The organism is Streptomyces sp. NPDC058291, assembly GCF_042880855.1.
Lineage (GTDB): Bacteria > Actinomycetota > Actinomycetes > Streptomycetales > Streptomycetaceae > Streptomyces.
In genome coordinates, this window is the sequence record NZ_JBHVYK010000016.1 from 54,112 (window position 1) to 68,777 (window position 14,666).

At 73.7% G+C, this 14,666-nt stretch carries 15 protein-coding genes and 1 pseudogene; 7 read left to right on the forward strand and 9 right to left on the reverse strand.

Annotated elements, in window-relative coordinates; all coding sequences use genetic code 11:
• Positions 1-120: 120 nt before the first annotated feature.
• The 3 genes from ACFVYK_RS11045 to ACFVYK_RS11055 form a co-directional block, all read right to left on the reverse strand.
• Positions 121-465: a hypothetical protein gene (locus ACFVYK_RS11045; protein ID WP_389771453.1), complete on the reverse strand. Its 345-nt coding sequence runs from the start codon at positions 463-465 to the stop codon at positions 121-123.
• A gap of 71 nt (positions 466-536) precedes the next feature.
• The gene (locus ACFVYK_RS11050; RefSeq protein ID WP_389771456.1) at positions 537-1,418 is read right to left on the reverse strand and encodes a serine hydrolase domain-containing protein; all 882 of its coding nucleotides are present in this window, start codon (positions 1,416-1,418) and stop codon (positions 537-539) included.
• On the reverse strand, positions 1,415-1,834 hold the full coding sequence (locus ACFVYK_RS11055) for a thiol-disulfide oxidoreductase DCC family protein (RefSeq protein WP_389771458.1): 420 nt from the start codon (positions 1,832-1,834) through the stop codon (positions 1,415-1,417). Before ACFVYK_RS11055 ends, ACFVYK_RS11050 begins: the two co-directional genes overlap by 4 nt.
• 129 nt (positions 1,835-1,963) lie before the next feature.
• Here ACFVYK_RS11055 and ACFVYK_RS11060 point away from each other — a divergent pair.
• Together ACFVYK_RS11060 and ACFVYK_RS11065 are read left to right on the forward strand one after the other, a co-directional pair.
• Positions 1,964-2,473 (forward strand): annotated as a pseudogene (locus ACFVYK_RS11060) (GNAT family N-acetyltransferase); the annotation flags it as partial.
• 146 nt (positions 2,474-2,619) lie between these two features.
• Positions 2,620-2,850: a DUF2277 domain-containing protein gene (locus tag ACFVYK_RS11065; protein WP_389771461.1), complete on the forward strand. Its 231-nt coding sequence runs from the start codon at positions 2,620-2,622 to the stop codon at positions 2,848-2,850.
• A 75-nt stretch (positions 2,851-2,925) separates the two neighbouring features.
• On the opposite strand, the gene ACFVYK_RS11070 is transcribed toward ACFVYK_RS11065, so the two are convergent.
• From ACFVYK_RS11070 to ACFVYK_RS11085, 4 genes are all read right to left on the reverse strand, one after another.
• Positions 2,926-3,537 carry a DedA family protein gene (locus ACFVYK_RS11070; protein ID WP_389771464.1) on the reverse strand — a complete coding sequence of 204 codons (612 nt, stop codon included), beginning with the start codon at positions 3,535-3,537 and terminating at the stop codon, positions 2,926-2,928.
• A gap of 273 nt (positions 3,538-3,810) precedes the next feature.
• Entirely contained in the window at positions 3,811-4,263 is a 453-nt protein-coding gene (locus ACFVYK_RS11075) for a DoxX family protein (RefSeq protein ID WP_389771467.1), read from the reverse strand.
• A gap of 421 nt (positions 4,264-4,684) precedes the next feature.
• Complete coding sequence (locus tag ACFVYK_RS11080; protein WP_389771593.1) at positions 4,685-6,316, reverse strand: alkaline phosphatase D family protein; 1,632 nt, start codon at positions 6,314-6,316, stop codon at positions 4,685-4,687.
• Positions 6,317-6,424: 108 nt separating this feature from the next.
• Positions 6,425-7,069 (reverse strand): HNH endonuclease family protein, encoded by a 645-nt coding sequence (locus ACFVYK_RS11085; protein WP_389771470.1) that lies wholly within the window; start codon positions 7,067-7,069, stop codon positions 6,425-6,427.
• A 398-nt stretch (positions 7,070-7,467) separates the two neighbouring features.
• On the opposite strand from ACFVYK_RS11085, the gene ACFVYK_RS11090 reads away from it, so the two are divergent.
• Entirely contained in the window at positions 7,468-8,049 is a 582-nt protein-coding gene (locus ACFVYK_RS11090; protein ID WP_389771473.1) for a TMEM165/GDT1 family protein, read from the forward strand.
• 206 nt (positions 8,050-8,255) lie between these two features.
• Positions 8,256-8,903, forward strand: a complete 648-nt coding sequence (locus tag ACFVYK_RS11095) for an HAD-IA family hydrolase (protein ID WP_389771475.1) — start codon at positions 8,256-8,258, stop codon at positions 8,901-8,903.
• A 175-nt stretch (positions 8,904-9,078) separates the two neighbouring features.
• On the opposite strand, the gene ACFVYK_RS11100 is transcribed toward ACFVYK_RS11095, so the two are convergent.
• Positions 9,079-10,143, reverse strand: coding sequence for a peptidoglycan-binding protein (locus ACFVYK_RS11100; protein WP_389771477.1), 1,065 nt, complete (start codon positions 10,141-10,143; stop codon positions 9,079-9,081).
• 171 nt (positions 10,144-10,314) lie between these two features.
• On the opposite strand from ACFVYK_RS11100, the gene ACFVYK_RS11105 reads away from it, so the two are divergent.
• Positions 10,315-12,354 carry an MDR family MFS transporter gene (locus ACFVYK_RS11105; RefSeq protein WP_389771480.1) on the forward strand — a complete coding sequence of 680 codons (2,040 nt, stop codon included), beginning with the start codon at positions 10,315-10,317 and terminating at the stop codon, positions 12,352-12,354.
• Positions 12,355-12,380: 26 nt separating this feature from the next.
• Here ACFVYK_RS11105 and ACFVYK_RS11110 read toward each other — a convergent pair whose 3' ends face one another.
• Positions 12,381-12,944 carry a GNAT family N-acetyltransferase gene (locus ACFVYK_RS11110; RefSeq protein WP_389771483.1) on the reverse strand — a complete coding sequence of 188 codons (564 nt, stop codon included), beginning with the start codon at positions 12,942-12,944 and terminating at the stop codon, positions 12,381-12,383.
• 166 nt (positions 12,945-13,110) lie between these two features.
• Here ACFVYK_RS11110 and ACFVYK_RS11115 point away from each other — a divergent pair, with 166 nt between their 5' ends.
• Together ACFVYK_RS11115 and ACFVYK_RS11120 are read left to right on the forward strand one after the other, a co-directional pair.
• Complete coding sequence (locus tag ACFVYK_RS11115) at positions 13,111-13,791, forward strand: hypothetical protein (protein ID WP_389771486.1); 681 nt, start codon at positions 13,111-13,113, stop codon at positions 13,789-13,791.
• Positions 13,792-13,795: 4 nt separating this feature from the next.
• On the forward strand, positions 13,796-14,653 hold the full coding sequence (locus ACFVYK_RS11120) for a hypothetical protein (RefSeq protein WP_389771489.1): 858 nt from the start codon (positions 13,796-13,798) through the stop codon (positions 14,651-14,653).
• Positions 14,654-14,666: the final 13 nt, after the last annotated feature.

Consider the following 14,666-nt stretch of genomic DNA (forward strand, 5'->3'; position numbering starts at 1 on the left):
GCACGACGCCGTACGTGCCTGGCGGCCCCCCCGCGGCCCCCCGGAACGTTCCGGAGGGCCGCGGTCGTGTCCGATGGGCGCGGATGCGGTCAGCCCGCCCTCGTCCTCCGTGCGGGCCCGTCAGCCGTCGTCCGGGTGCTGGGTCTCGTGGGCGTGCTTGAGGTGCATGCGGGCGTCGACCCGGTCCGCGGCCGCGACCTCCGACCAGAAGCGGTGGCATGTCACGAAGACCGCCAGCTCGTGCTCCCGGCGGCGGAGCTTCTCCACCTCCGCCTGTTCGTCGGCCGTCCAGCCGGGGGAGGCGGGGCGCTCCGTCTTGCGCCAGCCCCCGGCGTCGCTGAAGCCGTCCAGGGGCTCGACCGACCAGGGAAGCCGCTTCAGCAGGGCCGAAAGCTCGGCCCGGACCTGATGCAGCTCCTCCTGACCGGCGCGCAGGTCGCTGGGAAAGTCATAGGTCGTAGCCACCCGGCAATGGTACGCCTGTTCGAATTTGAGGAGCGAGCTCCTTTGGGGTGTTCGTGTGAACGTCCGTTCGGTCAGGTGGCGGCGGGCGGCGCCGCCGCGGCGGAGCCGGGCCGGCCCTGCCGCAGGATCTCCACGCCGAGCAGGTCGGTCGCGTCCGGATCGGCGTTGAGGCGATGGACCAGGACCCAACTCCCGTCCTCCGTCGCGCCGGTGAACAGCGAGGCGTGCCGGGTGGCCCCGTTGTGCCAGCGCAGCCGGCCGGCCTCCTGCCAGGACGGCGCGGGATCGCCGAGCCGGCGCTCGACCAGCAGCCCCACGACCAGTTCGGCGGCCGCCCGGGGCGTGGCCCAGAGGCCTCCGGCGGGCAGGATCGCGCCGGTCATCGTCCAGGGCGCGCGGCTCCCGCCGAACCGCCCCGGCGCGAGCAGTCGCCGCCCGGGGTCGGGGCGCACGGCCACCTCGGCGACGCCCAGCGGGCGCAGCACGTGCTCGCCCACCACTTCCTCGTACGACGCTCCGCGCGCGGCGGCGCGAAGGGCCGCGCCGAGGACGGCGTACCCGAGGTTGGAGTACTCCTCCCGCTCACCGGGCGGGCCGGTGACGAGCGCGTCCAGACGCGGCAGGAGCGCCCGCAGGGCGGCGGCGTCGAACGCGGCGTACGGGTCGCGTGCGGGCAGGCGTCCGGGCGGCAGCCGGGGGAGCCCGGAGGTGTGGCGGGCCAGGTGGAGGAGGGTGATCCCGGTCGCGGGGGCTTCGGGGAGCCAGCGCTCGACCGGGTCGTCGAGCGCCAGGACCCCGGCGGCGGCCATCCGCACCAGCGCGGTGCCGGTGACGACCTTGGTGAGCGAACCGATCTCGACGTAGCGGTCCGGGGCGTGACCGTCGGCGAGCGAGGGCGCGGACCCGGGCGTGAGGACGCAGGTCGGGACGCGTGGGCGCGCGAGCGGGCTCACCGCGCGGAGGCGGGGGGCCGGGCGCAGGCGGGGGTCGCGCCGGGCAGGCGGCGCCGGTTGCGGGACACCCAGCGGTAGACCACGCGGGCGCAGACGCGGACGCCGGGCAGCCGCACGACGGCCGCCACCGCGCGGTACGCGCCGGCCGGCGAGGATCCCAGCCAGCGGGCCGCCGCGTCCGCCCCGCCCGCGAGGACCGTGTCGCCCCGCAGCAGCAGGACCTCCCGGTCCAGTCGCGCGCGATGCGGCGCGGTCGACTCCGCGGGCAGGAACTGCCAGGGAACCGCTTCCAGCGTCGGTGCGGCGAGGGAGCGGATGCGGTCGACGCAGGACTGGCAGAAGCCGCAGTCCCCGTCGTAGGCGAGCACGGGAGGCGCGGAGCGCCGGCCCGGTCCGCTCGTTCGTCGTCCCTGCACCGCTCTCCCTCCGCCGTCACCCCGCACGGGCCGCGGACGGGGGCGGCCCCCGACGACGGCTTCGGTGCGTCGACGGCGATCGTACTGCGGTCGAGCACCGGTGTCAGACCCGGGCCCTAGGGTGGGGACATGGACGGATCGGGCGTGGAGCGGGTGCGGTTGACTCCCTGGTCGGAGGGCGACTTCTGGCTGCTGCGACGTGCCAACAGCCCCGAGATGACCGAGCACCTGGGGGGTCCGGAGAGCGAGGAGAAGCTCGCCGACCGGCACCGGCGCTACGTGGAGCCGTTCGCCGGCCGCATGTACCGGATCACCCTCGCGGACGGCGGGGAGAGCGTCGGCTCGATCGGGTACTGGGAACGCGAGTGGCGGGGCGGGACGGTGTGGGAGACGGGCTGGGGGATCCTGCCCGAGTTCCAGGGCAGAGGCCTCGCCGCCCTCGCGGCCCGGGCGCTCGTGGACGTCGTCCGGCTGACCGGTGGTCACGGCGCCCTGCACGCGTTCCCCGGCGTGGATCACCCCGCGTCCAACGCGGTGTGCCGCGCGGCCGGGTTCACGTTGCTCGGGCAGGCCGACTTCGAGTACCCGAAGGGGAACCGGATCAGATCCAACGACTGGTGCGTCGACCTGCGCACCGGCCCGGCGACCGGCCCCCCGACCGGTTCCACGACCGGTTCCACGACCGGCCGCGCGGCCGGTTCCACGCAGGAGCCTCGATCGACGCCCGTGCCGCCCGAGCGGTGACGGGGAGCGCGGTCCAGGCGTACAGGAGGGAGACTCGGAGCATGTGCCGGAGTATCAAGACGCTGCGTCCGCCCGCGTTGCCCGAGGAGGCGACCGAGGACGAGATCCGCGCCGCAGCCCTGCAGTACGTCCGCAAGGTGTCCGGCTTCCGGGCGCCGGCCGAGCACAACCGGGAGGTGTTCGACAGAGCGGTCGAGGTCATCGCCGCCGCCACCGCCGAACTGCTGGACGGGCTGGAGGTACGCGGGTCGCACCGCCCGACGGCCGCGTGACGGCCCCTCCTGAGGGTCGGCAGAGATGCTCGTAGCCCGAGGAGGCGAGGAGGCGAGGTCCGGGGGCGGTCCGTCTCAGGCGGGGCGGCTGCGCATCACGAACGCCGCGCCGGCGCCCGCGCCGAACAGGGCGAGCACCGACACCCCGGTGGCCAGCCAGGTCGTGCCCAGCCAGTGGGCGCCGAAGTAGCCGAGGGCGACGCTGTAACCCGCCCAGGAGAGACCGGCCAGGGCGGACCACGGGAGGAAATCGCGGGGGCGGCGGTGGGCGGCGCCCGCGATGAGGGAGACGACGGACCGGCCGGCCGGGGCGAACCGGGCCACGACGACCAGAGCGCCGCCGCCCCGGGCCAGCGCGTCGCCGAGACGTTCCTGCGCGGTGGTCAGCCGGCGGGAGCGCGAGATCGCCCGGTCCAGGCGCTCGCCGCCGCGCCAGGCCAGCCGGTAGGCGACCAGGTCGCCCAGCACCGAGGCGGTCGTGGCGGAGAGGACCAGCACCATGATGTCCGGGACCTCGTGCGGGACCCGGCCGGTCGCCGCGCCCGAGCCCGCCGCCGCGGCCGTGGCCGCCGTGATGACGAGCACCCCGCTGGGCAGCACCGGCAGGAACACGTCGAGGAGGACCGACAGGCCGACCAACGCGTAGATCCAGGGGCTGCCGAGCAGCGCCCCCACACTCTCCAACACCGCGGACTCCCCGTGTCTCCCCCGTGACGGCCCGACGAGCCGCTGCGTCGCGGGGGAGCGGCAGATGCGGCCGATGACAGCCATACAGCGTACGCCGGGGGTGTGACAGCGGAATCACGGGGGGCTCGTGTGTTCGGCACGCCACGTTCACCACGTTCGTCTGCGGGGCCCGTCCGCCGCGTCCCGGACGACGACCACCCGGGCGCCGCGCGGCCCGGGTGGTGTGCGCCGCGGCCGGCGTGGACCGGACCGCGGTGACGTGTCTTGTGTGGATCAGGCCGAGACGGTGGCCTTGCGTGCCGCCGGCTCCCGCTCGGGGCTCGTGCGGCCGGCGAGGAGGCGGTCCAGGCCGAGGGCGCCGGAGCCGGTGAAGATCAGCAGCAGGAAGGCCCAGCAGAACATCGCGGAGGCCTCGCCGCCGTTCTGCATCGGCCACAGGGCGTGGGGCTGGTGCACGTCGAAGTAGGCGTACGCCATCGAGCCCGAGGCCAGGAACGCGGCGGCCCGGGTGCCCAGGCCCAGCAGGACCAGGGTGCCGCAGACGAGCTGGATCGCGGCCGCGTACCAGCCGGGCCAGGCGCCGGCGTCGATGGTGTCGCCCTTGCCGGAGGCGCCGCCGAGGACGCCGAAGAGGGCGGCGGCCCCGTGGCAGGCGAAGAGCAGGCCTACGACGATGCGGAAGAGGCCGAGGGCGTACGGCTGTGCGGTGTTGAGGCGAGCGGACATGTGGGGGGTGCTCCTTCGGTGTCGGTCGGTCGGGCCGGTCCGGAACGGGGAGAGGGCCGGTCGGTGGGGGCGGCGGTACCGAATGAGCGACTTACGTTAGGCGGACCTAATCGGTGCTTGCAAGTTCAACTTTTAGCCATGGCGTGGGTTCCGCTTGAGGCGTTCTTTCGCTGGTCACCGGCGTCGGACGGATTCCGCACAAGGGGTCAGCGTCCGAAAGTGTGACCGAATCCACCCCCGGAGGGCGCGCGTGACGGCGACCCGGCCCGCGCTCTCATCCGGCACCGGTCGGCTCAACAGCCGTAATCCACGCAGGCTGTGATGGTTGGTCGGATTCTCGTGCCAATGCGGGCGTTGACGGACGAGGGCGGGGTCGGAGGTGTGGCCGGTCCGCGTCACGCGCTGAGGTCGGACTCCGTTCTCACGGGGTGAGGTCGGACTCCGTCACGGTCGCCAGGCTTCCGTCCGCGCGCGCCCGTTCCAGCCGCAGCCGGGCCGAACGGCCGCGCAGCGTCAGGGACATGAGCTGGTTGCCGAACCAGGGGCCGCCCGTGCGGCGCCAGTTGACGGGCGGCCGGGGGCAGCGGCCGTGCCGGCGGAGCCGGCGGCCGAGCGCACGGGCCGCCGCGCTCCACCCGAAACGGAAGCCCACCCGGATCGTCGGCGGCACGGAGTTGTGGACGGGGGAGCAGGTGAGCTGGAGGACCCGCGCGTCCGGGCCGCTTCCGTCGGGCCAGCGGGGCTCGGCCGCATACGCATGGTGCACGTCGCCCGACAGCACCAGCACGCTCGCCGGCGCCGTCGTCCCCGTGCCGACCTCGGCGATCAGGTCCGCGAGCGCCGTGAACGACTCCGGGAAGGCCGCCCAGTGCTCCAGGTCCGCCCCGCGCCGCAGCTTCTCGCCGAACCGGGCCCAGCGGGCCCCGCGCTCGCCCCGGCACAGGGCCGCGTCCCACTCCTCGGCGTCGTGCACCAGATGCGGCAGCAGCCAGGGCAGGGAGGTGCCGATCAGGAGGTGGTCGTAGGAGCCGACGCCGTCGAGTACCTGTTCGCGCAGCCAGGTCCGCTCGCCCGGGTCGAGCATCGAGCGCTCGTCCTCGTCCAGCACCCGGGCCGCGCGGCTGTCGACCATCACCAGCCGTACCCGCCCGAAGTCGCGCCGGTAGCTCCACCGCACGGAGGCCGGCTCGGTGTCGGCGCGGCCGGCGAAGTCGCGCAGCAGGTCGGTGCCGTCGGAGGTCTCGCGCACGGCGGCGTAGAGCGGGTCGGCGGCCAGTTCGGCCGGGGTGAGGTTGCCGAGGTGCTGGTGCACCCAGTAGGACATCAGGCCGCTCAGCAGCCGCTCGCGCCACCAGGGCGTGGCCCGCATGTCGGCCAGCCAGGAGGCGGAGGTGTTCCAGTCGTCGATGACGTCGTGGTCGTCGAAGACCATGCAGGTGGGCACGGTGGACAGCAGCCAGCGCACCTCGGGGTCGAGCCAGGACTCGTAGTAGAGCCAGGTGTACTCCTCGTAGTCGGCGACCTCGGCTCCTGGAGCGTCCTCCAGGCCCCGGCGGGCGGCGATCTTCTCCTTGGTGGCGTCGGAGACCTCGTCGGCGTACACCTGGTCGCCCAGGAGCAGCAGCACGTCGGGCCGTTCGGCCGTCGGGTCGGCGGCGAGCCGGATGGCCAGACTGTCCAGGGCATCGGGTCCCACCGGGTCCTTCCCGCCGGCCGGGGGCGCCGCCCAGCGGCAGGAGCCGAACGCGACGCGCACCTCCCCGCCGTCGTCGGCGAGGGTGCGGATCTGGGAGGGCGGGAAGCGTGAGCCGGGCGGCGGCCACACCGGGGCGTCGTCGAGGAACACCTCGTACGCCGTCGCCGTGCCCGGGGTCAGGCCGCCGACCTCGACCAGGGCGTAGTGGTGGCCCGCCACCTGGAAGGTAGGGGCCGCGCCGTCGGCGCCGTCGGCGCAGCGCACCTCGACGGTGCACGGGCGGCTCGCCTCGACCCAAACGGTCGCCGTCGAGCCGTCGGCGTACCTCAGCAGTGGTCCCAGCCGCAGTTCGGCCAATTCGATCACCCTCCTCCGTCGCCCCGTACGGTACGGAACGACGGAGGTCCACGGGGAGATCCCGGCGGTCGACTTCGGTCGGCTTCGGTCGGGATCGGTCGTGCTCGGTCAGCAGCCGGCGAGGTAACCCGTCAGCGCGCTCTTCTCGGCGGAGTCGACCGCGAGGTCGTAGTAGTACTTCACCTGCACCCAGGCGCGGACGTAGGTGCAGCGGTACGAGGTGAGCGACGGCATCCACTCGGCCGGGTCCTGGTCGCTCTTGGACTGGTTCACGTTGTCCGTGACGGCGAGGAGCTGCGGGCGGGTGACGTCGTTGGCGAAGGCCTGCCGCTGCGCGGTGGTCCACGCGCTCGCCCCGGAGTCCCAGGCCTCGGCGAGCGGGACCAGGTGGTCGATGTCCAGGTCGGAGGCGGCGGTCCAGGTGGCGCCGTCATAGGGGGAGTACCAACTGCCGCTGGTCGCGGTGCACGCGGAGTTGGTGACGACGTTCGTGCCGTCCCGCTTGAGGATGTACTCGCGCGTGTTGCAGGCGCCGCTGATGGTGATCCAGGTGGGGAACAGGTCGCGGTTGTAACCGGTGCGGTTCTCGGTCTTCACGCTGAGGGAGGCGAGGTAGGTCCGGGCGGTGGCGGCGCTGACCGGGGTGGGCAGCGCGGCGGAAGCGGTCGGGGCGGTGAAGAGTCCGACCGAGGCTATGAGGCCGGTGAGGGCGGCGAGCACGCTCAGGCGTCCACGCGCGTAGAACTTCGACATGCGAACTCCGTTGGGGAGGCGGGGGTGCGGGAGTGCGGGGGAATGCTCGCGCTCCCGCGTTGCGGGGAGGTGTTGGCCCGGTAAGAAGTTAATGACGCGCACATGACACGACAAGGTCTACGGCGGAACGATCTCCGCGAACGGCTGTGCGGGCGATCTCGTACACTGGGGAACGCAGAAGGGGAGTAGCTCTTCGCCGGACCGTCGACATACTGCTCAGCTCGTCTGAGCCGGCGCCCGGAGGCGGACCCGCGTTGCGCGTCCGCCAGCGAGACCTTCGGCAAGCAGTGCACATCCGCGCCGTTCGGCACGGATGACGTGTGCGCTGCCGTGCCGAGGCGTCTGGTCACGAACTGCGCGGACTCTCGGTGGGGCGGCCCCCGACCGATTGAGGACCTTTGATCAGCATCACCGTGACGGCGCTCGTCTTCGGCGTCGTCTTCCTGGCCGAGCTGCCGGACAAGACCGCCCTGGCCGGCCTCGTCCTGGGCACGCGCTACCGCGCCTCGTACGTCTTCGCCGGGGTCGCCGCGGCCTTCGCGCTGCACGTCGTGCTCGCCGTCGCGGCGGGCAGCGTGCTCACCCTGCTGCCGCAGCAGCTCGTGCACGCGCTGACCGGCGTCCTCTTCCTGGGCGGCGCCGCCGTGCTGCTGCTGAAGAAGGACGACGGCGAGGAGGAGATCCGGCGGCCGCAGGACCAGTCGTTCTGGAAGGTCGCGGGTGCGGGCTTCATGCTGATCCTCGTCGCCGAGTTCGGCGATCTCACCCAGATCATGACCGCGAACCTCGCCGCCCGCTACGACGACCCGCTCTCCGTCGGCCTCGGCGCGGTGCTGGCGCTGTGGGCGGTGGCCGGGCTCGGCATCGTCGGCGGAAAGGCGCTGATGAAGAGGGTGCCGCTGAAGCTGATCACGCAGATCGCCGCGCTGCTGATGCTGGCGCTCGGGGTGTGGAGCCTGTGGGAGGCGATCGCCGGCTGAGCTGAACGGCGGGCGAACGTCCGCCGGACCTTTCCCGCGCCGTGCGGGCCGGGGTGGCGGCGGGAGGGCATTGTTTTGTACCGTGAGAAAACAAAGTGGCTCCCGCCCGTTTTCCCTGACCGGCGGGCGGGGCCGCCTTGTCCCGGCCGCCTCGTCTCTCGCGCGCCTTGTCCCCGCCTCTTGTCCCTCCGCACCTGGAGCTGCTGATGCCGGTCCTGACCGCCCGCGCCCTCCTGCTCGACATGGACGGCACACTCGTGAACTCCGACGCCGTCGTCGAACGGATCTGGCGGCGCTGGGCCGACGCGCACGGACTCGACGGGGACGAGGTCATGAAGGTCGTCCACGGCCGGCAGGGCCACGCCTCGATGGCGGTGCTGCTGCCCGGCCGGCCCATGCGCCTGAACCACGCGGACAACGCGCGGATGCTGGCCGAGGAGACCGCCGACATGGAGGGCGTCGTGCCGGTGCCCGGCGCGCCGGAGTTCCTCGCCTCGCTGCGAGGCGTCCCGCACGCGCTGGTCACCTCGGCGGACGTCCCGCTGTCCACGGCCCGGATGGCCGCCGCGGGGCTCGAACTGCCCGAGGTGCGGGTCACCGCGGAGTCGGTCGGCGCGAGCAAACCCGACCCCGAGGGCTTCCTCAAGGGCGCCGCCGAGCTGGGGATCGCCCCGGCGGAGTGCGTGGTGTTCGAGGACTCCGGCGCGGGCATCGCGGCCGGCCGTGCCGCCGGGATGCGGGTCGTGGGAGTCGGCCATCGTGCGGCGGCGCACGCCCCGGACGCGCTCGTGCGCGATCTGCGCCAGGTGCGCGTGGAGACGCTGGCGGACGGCGTCCGCATCCACACGACCTGAGCCCGGCCCGCCTGTCCGTCCCTGGGCCCTGAGTCCCGGAACCGCCCGGGAGCCGGCCGCGCCAGGTCGCGACTTCCTGCCCCCGCCCCTGCCCCCGCCTTCGCCCTCGTCCCCGCCCTCGCCTTCGCGCCGGCCCTTGCCCAGGGCCGGGGCCGGGGATCTCGCCCTGACCCGGTCAGGGCTCCTTCGTCTCGGCCTCCAGGGCTTTGCGTGTCGCCGCGCCATAGACGCCCAGGCCGTCCGTCGTCGTCCCCCGGGACCACTGGTAGTTGCGCAGGGCGTCCTCGACCTCGCTGTCGAACGTGCCGTCGGCCTCACCGTTGTAGAGGTACAACTGGTGCAACCGCTGCTGCAGTTCGCCCACCTCGGGGCCCTTGTCGCCGCGGCGCAGGACGACGTCGTCGGCCGGCGCCTCCTGCCCGCCGCCCGCTCCCTTGCCGGGTGCCAGGGAGGCGCTCGCGCGAGCGGTCGGCGCGGGGCGGGTCACCTCGGCCGAGGGGGACGCCGAAGGTGAGGCGCTCGACGCCGACGGAGACGGCGACGGGCTCGCGCTCTCGGAGGGGGACGGCGAGGCCTCGGAGGCCGACGGGGACGCGGAGCGGCTCGCCGACGGCGAGCCGGAGGCCGCGCCGGTCGAGATGTCGGGCACGGCGGCCCGCACGTCCTGGGGGGCGGCCCCGTCACGCGTCGGCTTCTCGTAGGAGAACAGCCCGGTGGCGAACCCGGCGGCCGCCACCACGCCCACCACCGCCGCGGTCGTCGCGATCAGCAGAGTGCGGCCACGGCGCGAGCCGCGCGGTTCCTCGTCGTCGGGGTGCGCTGCGCCGACGTCCACCGCCTCGAACAGGCTCAGGTCGCCGACGTCGGGCTCGGAGCCGGGCGCGATCAGCGGGGCGGGCAGCGCCGTCGTCGTGTCGCCCGGGACCACCCGCAGCGGCATGGTGACGTCGGCGCCGGACGCCGGGCCCGCGGGCCCGGCTCCGGATCGGTCTCCGGCTCCGTCTGCGCCGCCCGCGTCGGCCGGGCCCGAGCCCTCCAGTTCCACGTACGGCCGTATCCGCAACGGATCGAAGTCCTCCGCGGCAGCCGCCTCCGCCGTGCGCGTGTCGCGCAGGGCGTCGGAGGCCCGCCGGGCGCAGGCGCAGGACGGGGTGTTGTCGGGCGCCCGAAGCGCTCCGCACTCCGGGCACGGCAGTCCCTGCCGTCCCTCTCGCCTCTGCGGCCCCGTCGGATCGATCACGTGTTCGTTCCTCCCCATTCAAACTCCAGAGATTATGCAGATCCTCTGCGCAACCAGACGCCCATACCCCCGGAATGTCGGATTCCGCCGGGATCCTGGAGGACTACAAGAGGCCATAACGGGTCACACCGATCACGATGGAAAGGGTCACCAGAGCCTCAGGAGGCATCCATGGCCTTGGACGCGCACAGCAGGACGGCGGATCCACGTCAGGAACACGTGTCCGGAAACGTCCTCGTCTCGATCGGCGCCCTGCTGCTCGGCATGCTCCTCGCCGCCCTCGACCAGACGATCGTGTCGACCGCCCTGCCGACGATCGTCAGCGACCTCGGTGGTCTGGAGCATCTGTCGTGGGTGGTCACCGCCTACCTGCTGGCGTCGACGGCCGCGACCCCGCTGTGGGGCAAACTGGGTGACCAGTACGGGCGCAAGAGGCTGTTCCAGATCGCGATCGTCGTCTTCCTCATCGGTTCGGCGCTGTGCGGAATGGCGCAGAACATGCCCCAGTTGATCGCCTTCCGGGCCGTCCAGGGTCTGGGCGGCGGTGGCTTGATGGTGCTGTCGATGGCGATCGTGGGCGACATCGTTCCGCCGCGCGACCGCGGCCGCTACCAGGGCCTGTTCGGCGCGGTGTTCGGCGCCACCAGCGTCCTCGGTCCGCTGCTGGGCGGCCTGTTCACCGAACACCTCAGCTGGCGCTGGGTGTTCTACGTCAACCTGCCGGTCGGTGTCGTCGCGCTCGTCGTCATCGCGGCGGTGCTGCACATCCCGAGCAAGTCGACCAAGCACGTCATCGACTACCTCGGCACCTTCCTCATCGCCTCCGTCGCCACCTGTCTCGTGCTGGTGGCCTCCCTCGGCGGCACCACCTGGGACTGGGGCTCGCCGCAGACCGTCGGCCTGGCGGTGCTCGGGGTGCTGCTGGCCGTGGCGTTCGTCGCCGTCGAACGGCGGGCGGCCGAACCGGTCCTGCCGCTGAAGCTGTTCGGCATCCGCACCTTCACGCTCTCCGCCGTCATCAGCTTCATCGTCGGCTTCGCGATGTTCGGCGCGATGACCTATCTGCCGACCTTCCTCCAGGTGGTGCAGGGTGTCTCCCCGACCATGTCCGGCGTGCACATGCTGCCGATGGTGGCGGGCATGCTGCTGTCGTCCACGGCGTCCGGGCAGATCGTCAGCCGCACCGGCCGGTGGAAGGTGTTCCCCCTCGCGGGCACCGCCGTCACCACCGTCGGCCTGCTCCTGCTGCACCGGCTCGACGAGCACAGCTCCACGGCCGAGATGAGCCTCTGCTTCTTCGTCTTCGGCCTCGGCCTGGGCCTGGTCATGCAGGTGCTGGTGCTGATCGTGCAGAACGCCGTCGCCTACGAGGACCTCGGCGTCGCCACCTCCGGCGCGACGTTCTTCCGCTCCATCGGCGCCTCCTTCGGCGTCGCCATCTTCGGCACCGTCTTCACGAGCCGCCTCGGCGACAAGCTCGCGGACGCCTTCCGGGGCGTCCGGCTCCCGCCCGGGGTCTCGACGGGCTCGCTGGAGTCCGACCCGCGCGGCATCGCCGCGCTGCCGTCCGACCTGCGCCCGCGCGTCCTGCACGCGTACGCCTCGTCCATCACCGACGTCTTCCTGTACGCGGCACCGGTCGCGCTCCTGGGCTTCGTCCTGGCCTGGTTCCTGCGGGAGGACCCCCTGCGCGGCTCGGTCACCGCGCCCGACGTGACCGAGACCCTCGCCAGCAACCCCGTGCAGCGCTCCTCCTACGACGAGGTGTGCCGGGCGCTGTCCGTCCTCGGCACCCACGAGGGCCGCCGCGAGATCTACCGGAAGATCACCGCGCGGGCCGGCTACGACCTCCTCCCGGCCGCGAGCTGGCTGCTGCTGCGCATCAACCGGTACGGCAGCGTCGAGCCGTCGATGCTGGCCGAGCGCAGCACCGTCCCGCTGCCGGTGATCATCGAGGCGGCCCGGCAGGTCGAGGTGCGCCGGCTCGCCGTGCGCGAGGGCCTCGGCATGGTGCTGACCGCCGACGGCCGTGAGGTCGCCGAACGGCTCGGCGAGGCCCGCGAGGAGTCGCTGACCGAGCTGCTCGGCGACTGGTGGGGACCGGACCGGCCCACCGACCTCGTCCAGCTGGTCAAGGAGCTCAACGGCGAACTGTGCGGCTCGGTCCGGGAACAGCCGCACGACGCGCGGCCGGCGCCCCGGGTCAGGTGAGCGCCCGGATCAGGTGAGCCCGCGGGTCAGGCCAGCTCCCTGGCGAACCAGTGGTCGGCGTACGGTTCGTCGTTGTGCGGGTCGGTCTCCGCGTAGCCGAGCCGGGCGTACAGGGCACGGGCCTCGACCAGGTCGCCGCGGGTGTCCAGGATCATCCGCGTGGCCCCGAGGGCGCGGGCGGCGTCCTCGGCGGCCCGGACCAGAAGCGCCGCGCCGCCCGTGCCGCGCAGCCCCTCCCGCACGAACACCCGCTTCAGCTCCGCCGCGCGGACCGCGGCTTCGGCCCCGGTGGCGGCGACGGTCCCGGTGGCGGCCACGGTCCCGGTGACAGCCGCGGCCCCGGCGGGCGGCAACCGCACGCCCGCGCAGCCGCCCGGCTCACCGTCGTAACGCCCCACCAGCAACTGCCCACGGGGTGGCGCGAGTTCTTCCCAGGTCTGGGCGGCGATCTCCCGTTCCAGCTCGTCCGGGTCGGTCCGGCGCCCCTCGTGCAGCAGATACCAGCGGTCGCTGACCTCCGTGTAGTAGGCCCGCCAGAGCGCGGCGGCGGCAGGGGAGTCGAAGGGCTCCGGGGCGATCGTCCAGCTCATCCCGTCATTCTGCGGTGACGGCCCACCGGGCTCGCAACCGCATAGGGGCGACCCGCGAGGGGGCGGGCGTCGCGACGGGCGGGTCGCGGCCGCCGTTTATGAGGAGGGGTCCGGGCAATCCGACAGGAGAACCGGCCCGCGGGGCCGACACACCGGAAGGCAAGGCATGTCCACAGGAGTGATCATCGCTCTGATCGTGGTCGTGGCGGCCATCGTCGCCATCGCGGCCGTCCTGGCCGTGAAGGGCCGCGGCTCACACGGCGGACGAGGTCTGAAGCGCCGCTTCGGACCCGAGTACGACCGGGCCGTGGCCCGCCACGACGGAGACGTCAAGGCCGCCGAGCGGGAGCTCGACGCCCTCGTCGAGCGGCACGGCGGACTGCGCGAGCGGCCGCTGGAGCCCGCCGAACGCGAGCGGTTCGAGGCCCGCTGGACGGCCGCACAGGAGCGCTTCGTCGACTCGCCCCGCGAGGCGGTCACCGAGGCGGACCGCCTGCTGGCCGAGGTCGCCGGCGCCCGTGGCTTCCCGGCCGGCGACCAGTACGAGGAGCAGCTCGCCGCGCTCTCCGTCCACCACGCCGACCACGTCCACGGCTACCGGCACGTCCACCATGTCGCCCACGCCCCGCTCGGCGGCCACGCCTCCGGTGCGGACGCCGGTGCGCCCGACACCGAGGAGATGCGGTCCGCCCTGGTCGAGGCGCGCGCCCTCTTCGACGACCTGATCGCCCCGGCCGGCCGCGACTCCGGCCGACCTCACGCCCAGGAGCCGGCGACCCGGGACCGTGCACGCTCCGGTCACCACGCGCCGTCGGGCTTCCGCCGTCACCAGACCAAGGAGAGCTGAACCCATGTCTGACGTGACACCTGACAGGGGCACGAGCGGGGACGACCGCCGCCCGACGGACGACCGCGCCAAGAGCGCGCGGACCGGCCGAGCGGTCCTGCCCGGAGAGGTCCTCCTGCCCATCGACAAGAACCGGCCGTCGAGCGACCCCCGCACCGACGGCACGACCGCCGAGCCGGCCCCCGGCACCGTGACGCGCAGGGACGCGACGCCGGGCACCGCCGGCACCGCGGCCACGCCGGGCTCCGCGGCCACGCCGGGCTCCGCCCGTGACGTGGGCACGGCGGCCGGTGCGGGCGGCGCGAGCACGGGCGCCGTGGGCGCCAGGGGCCAGGAGACGACGAGGACCTCCGCCTCCGGGGCTCCGGTCCCTCCGATCACCGCCCCGGCGACCGGCCCGTCCTCCTCCACCACGTCGCCCGCCTCCGCCTCTTCGCCCGCCTCCGCCGTTCCGGTCGAGCACGAGGCCCCCGTTTCGGCGACGACGTCGCAGCCGTCGGCTTCGCCGTCATCGACGTCCACGTCGGCGTCGGCAGCGGCCGCGGCGTCCGGCGGGCACGGCGCGTCCCTCCTCCCGGACGAGGAGTGCGACCGGCTCTCCGCGCGGATGCGGCACGCGGTCGTCGGCTTCGTCGACGGGCCCCGGGACGCCGTGGCGGAGGCGGACGAGGTGCTGGAGGAACTCGCCGCGCGCCTCACCGACGTCGTGGACCGGCGTCGCCGCACCCTGCGCGGGTCCTGGCATCAGCCGGAGGGCGGGAAGGGCCGGGCCGCGTCGGACGCGACCGCCGTCGACACCGAGCAACTCCGCCTGGCGCTGCGGGACTACCGCGAACTGACGGAGCGGCTCCTGCACCTCTGAAGCCCTCCGGCCG

What these genes read in the sequence shown, in the direction of transcription:
- ACFVYK_RS11085 (WP_389771470.1), bottom strand. Translation starts at nt 7,069, where the DNA reads ATGTCGAAGTTCTACGCGCGTGGACGCCTGAGCGTGCTCGCCGCCCTC.
- ACFVYK_RS11095 (WP_389771475.1), top strand. Translation starts at nt 8,256, where the DNA reads ATGCCGGTCCTGACCGCCCGCGCCCTCCTGCTCGACATGGACGGCACA.
- ACFVYK_RS11120 (WP_389771489.1), top strand. Translation starts at nt 13,796, where the DNA reads ATGTCTGACGTGACACCTGACAGGGGCACGAGCGGGGACGACCGCCGC.
- ACFVYK_RS11105 (WP_389771480.1), top strand. Translation starts at nt 10,315, where the DNA reads ATGGCCTTGGACGCGCACAGCAGGACGGCGGATCCACGTCAGGAACAC.
- ACFVYK_RS11110 (WP_389771483.1), bottom strand. Translation starts at nt 12,944, where the DNA reads ATGAGCTGGACGATCGCCCCGGAGCCCTTCGACTCCCCTGCCGCCGCC.
- ACFVYK_RS11115 (WP_389771486.1), top strand. Translation starts at nt 13,111, where the DNA reads ATGTCCACAGGAGTGATCATCGCTCTGATCGTGGTCGTGGCGGCCATC.
- ACFVYK_RS11075 (WP_389771467.1), bottom strand. Translation starts at nt 4,263, where the DNA reads ATGTCCGCTCGCCTCAACACCGCACAGCCGTACGCCCTCGGCCTCTTC.
- ACFVYK_RS11065 (WP_389771461.1), top strand. Translation starts at nt 2,620, where the DNA reads ATGTGCCGGAGTATCAAGACGCTGCGTCCGCCCGCGTTGCCCGAGGAG.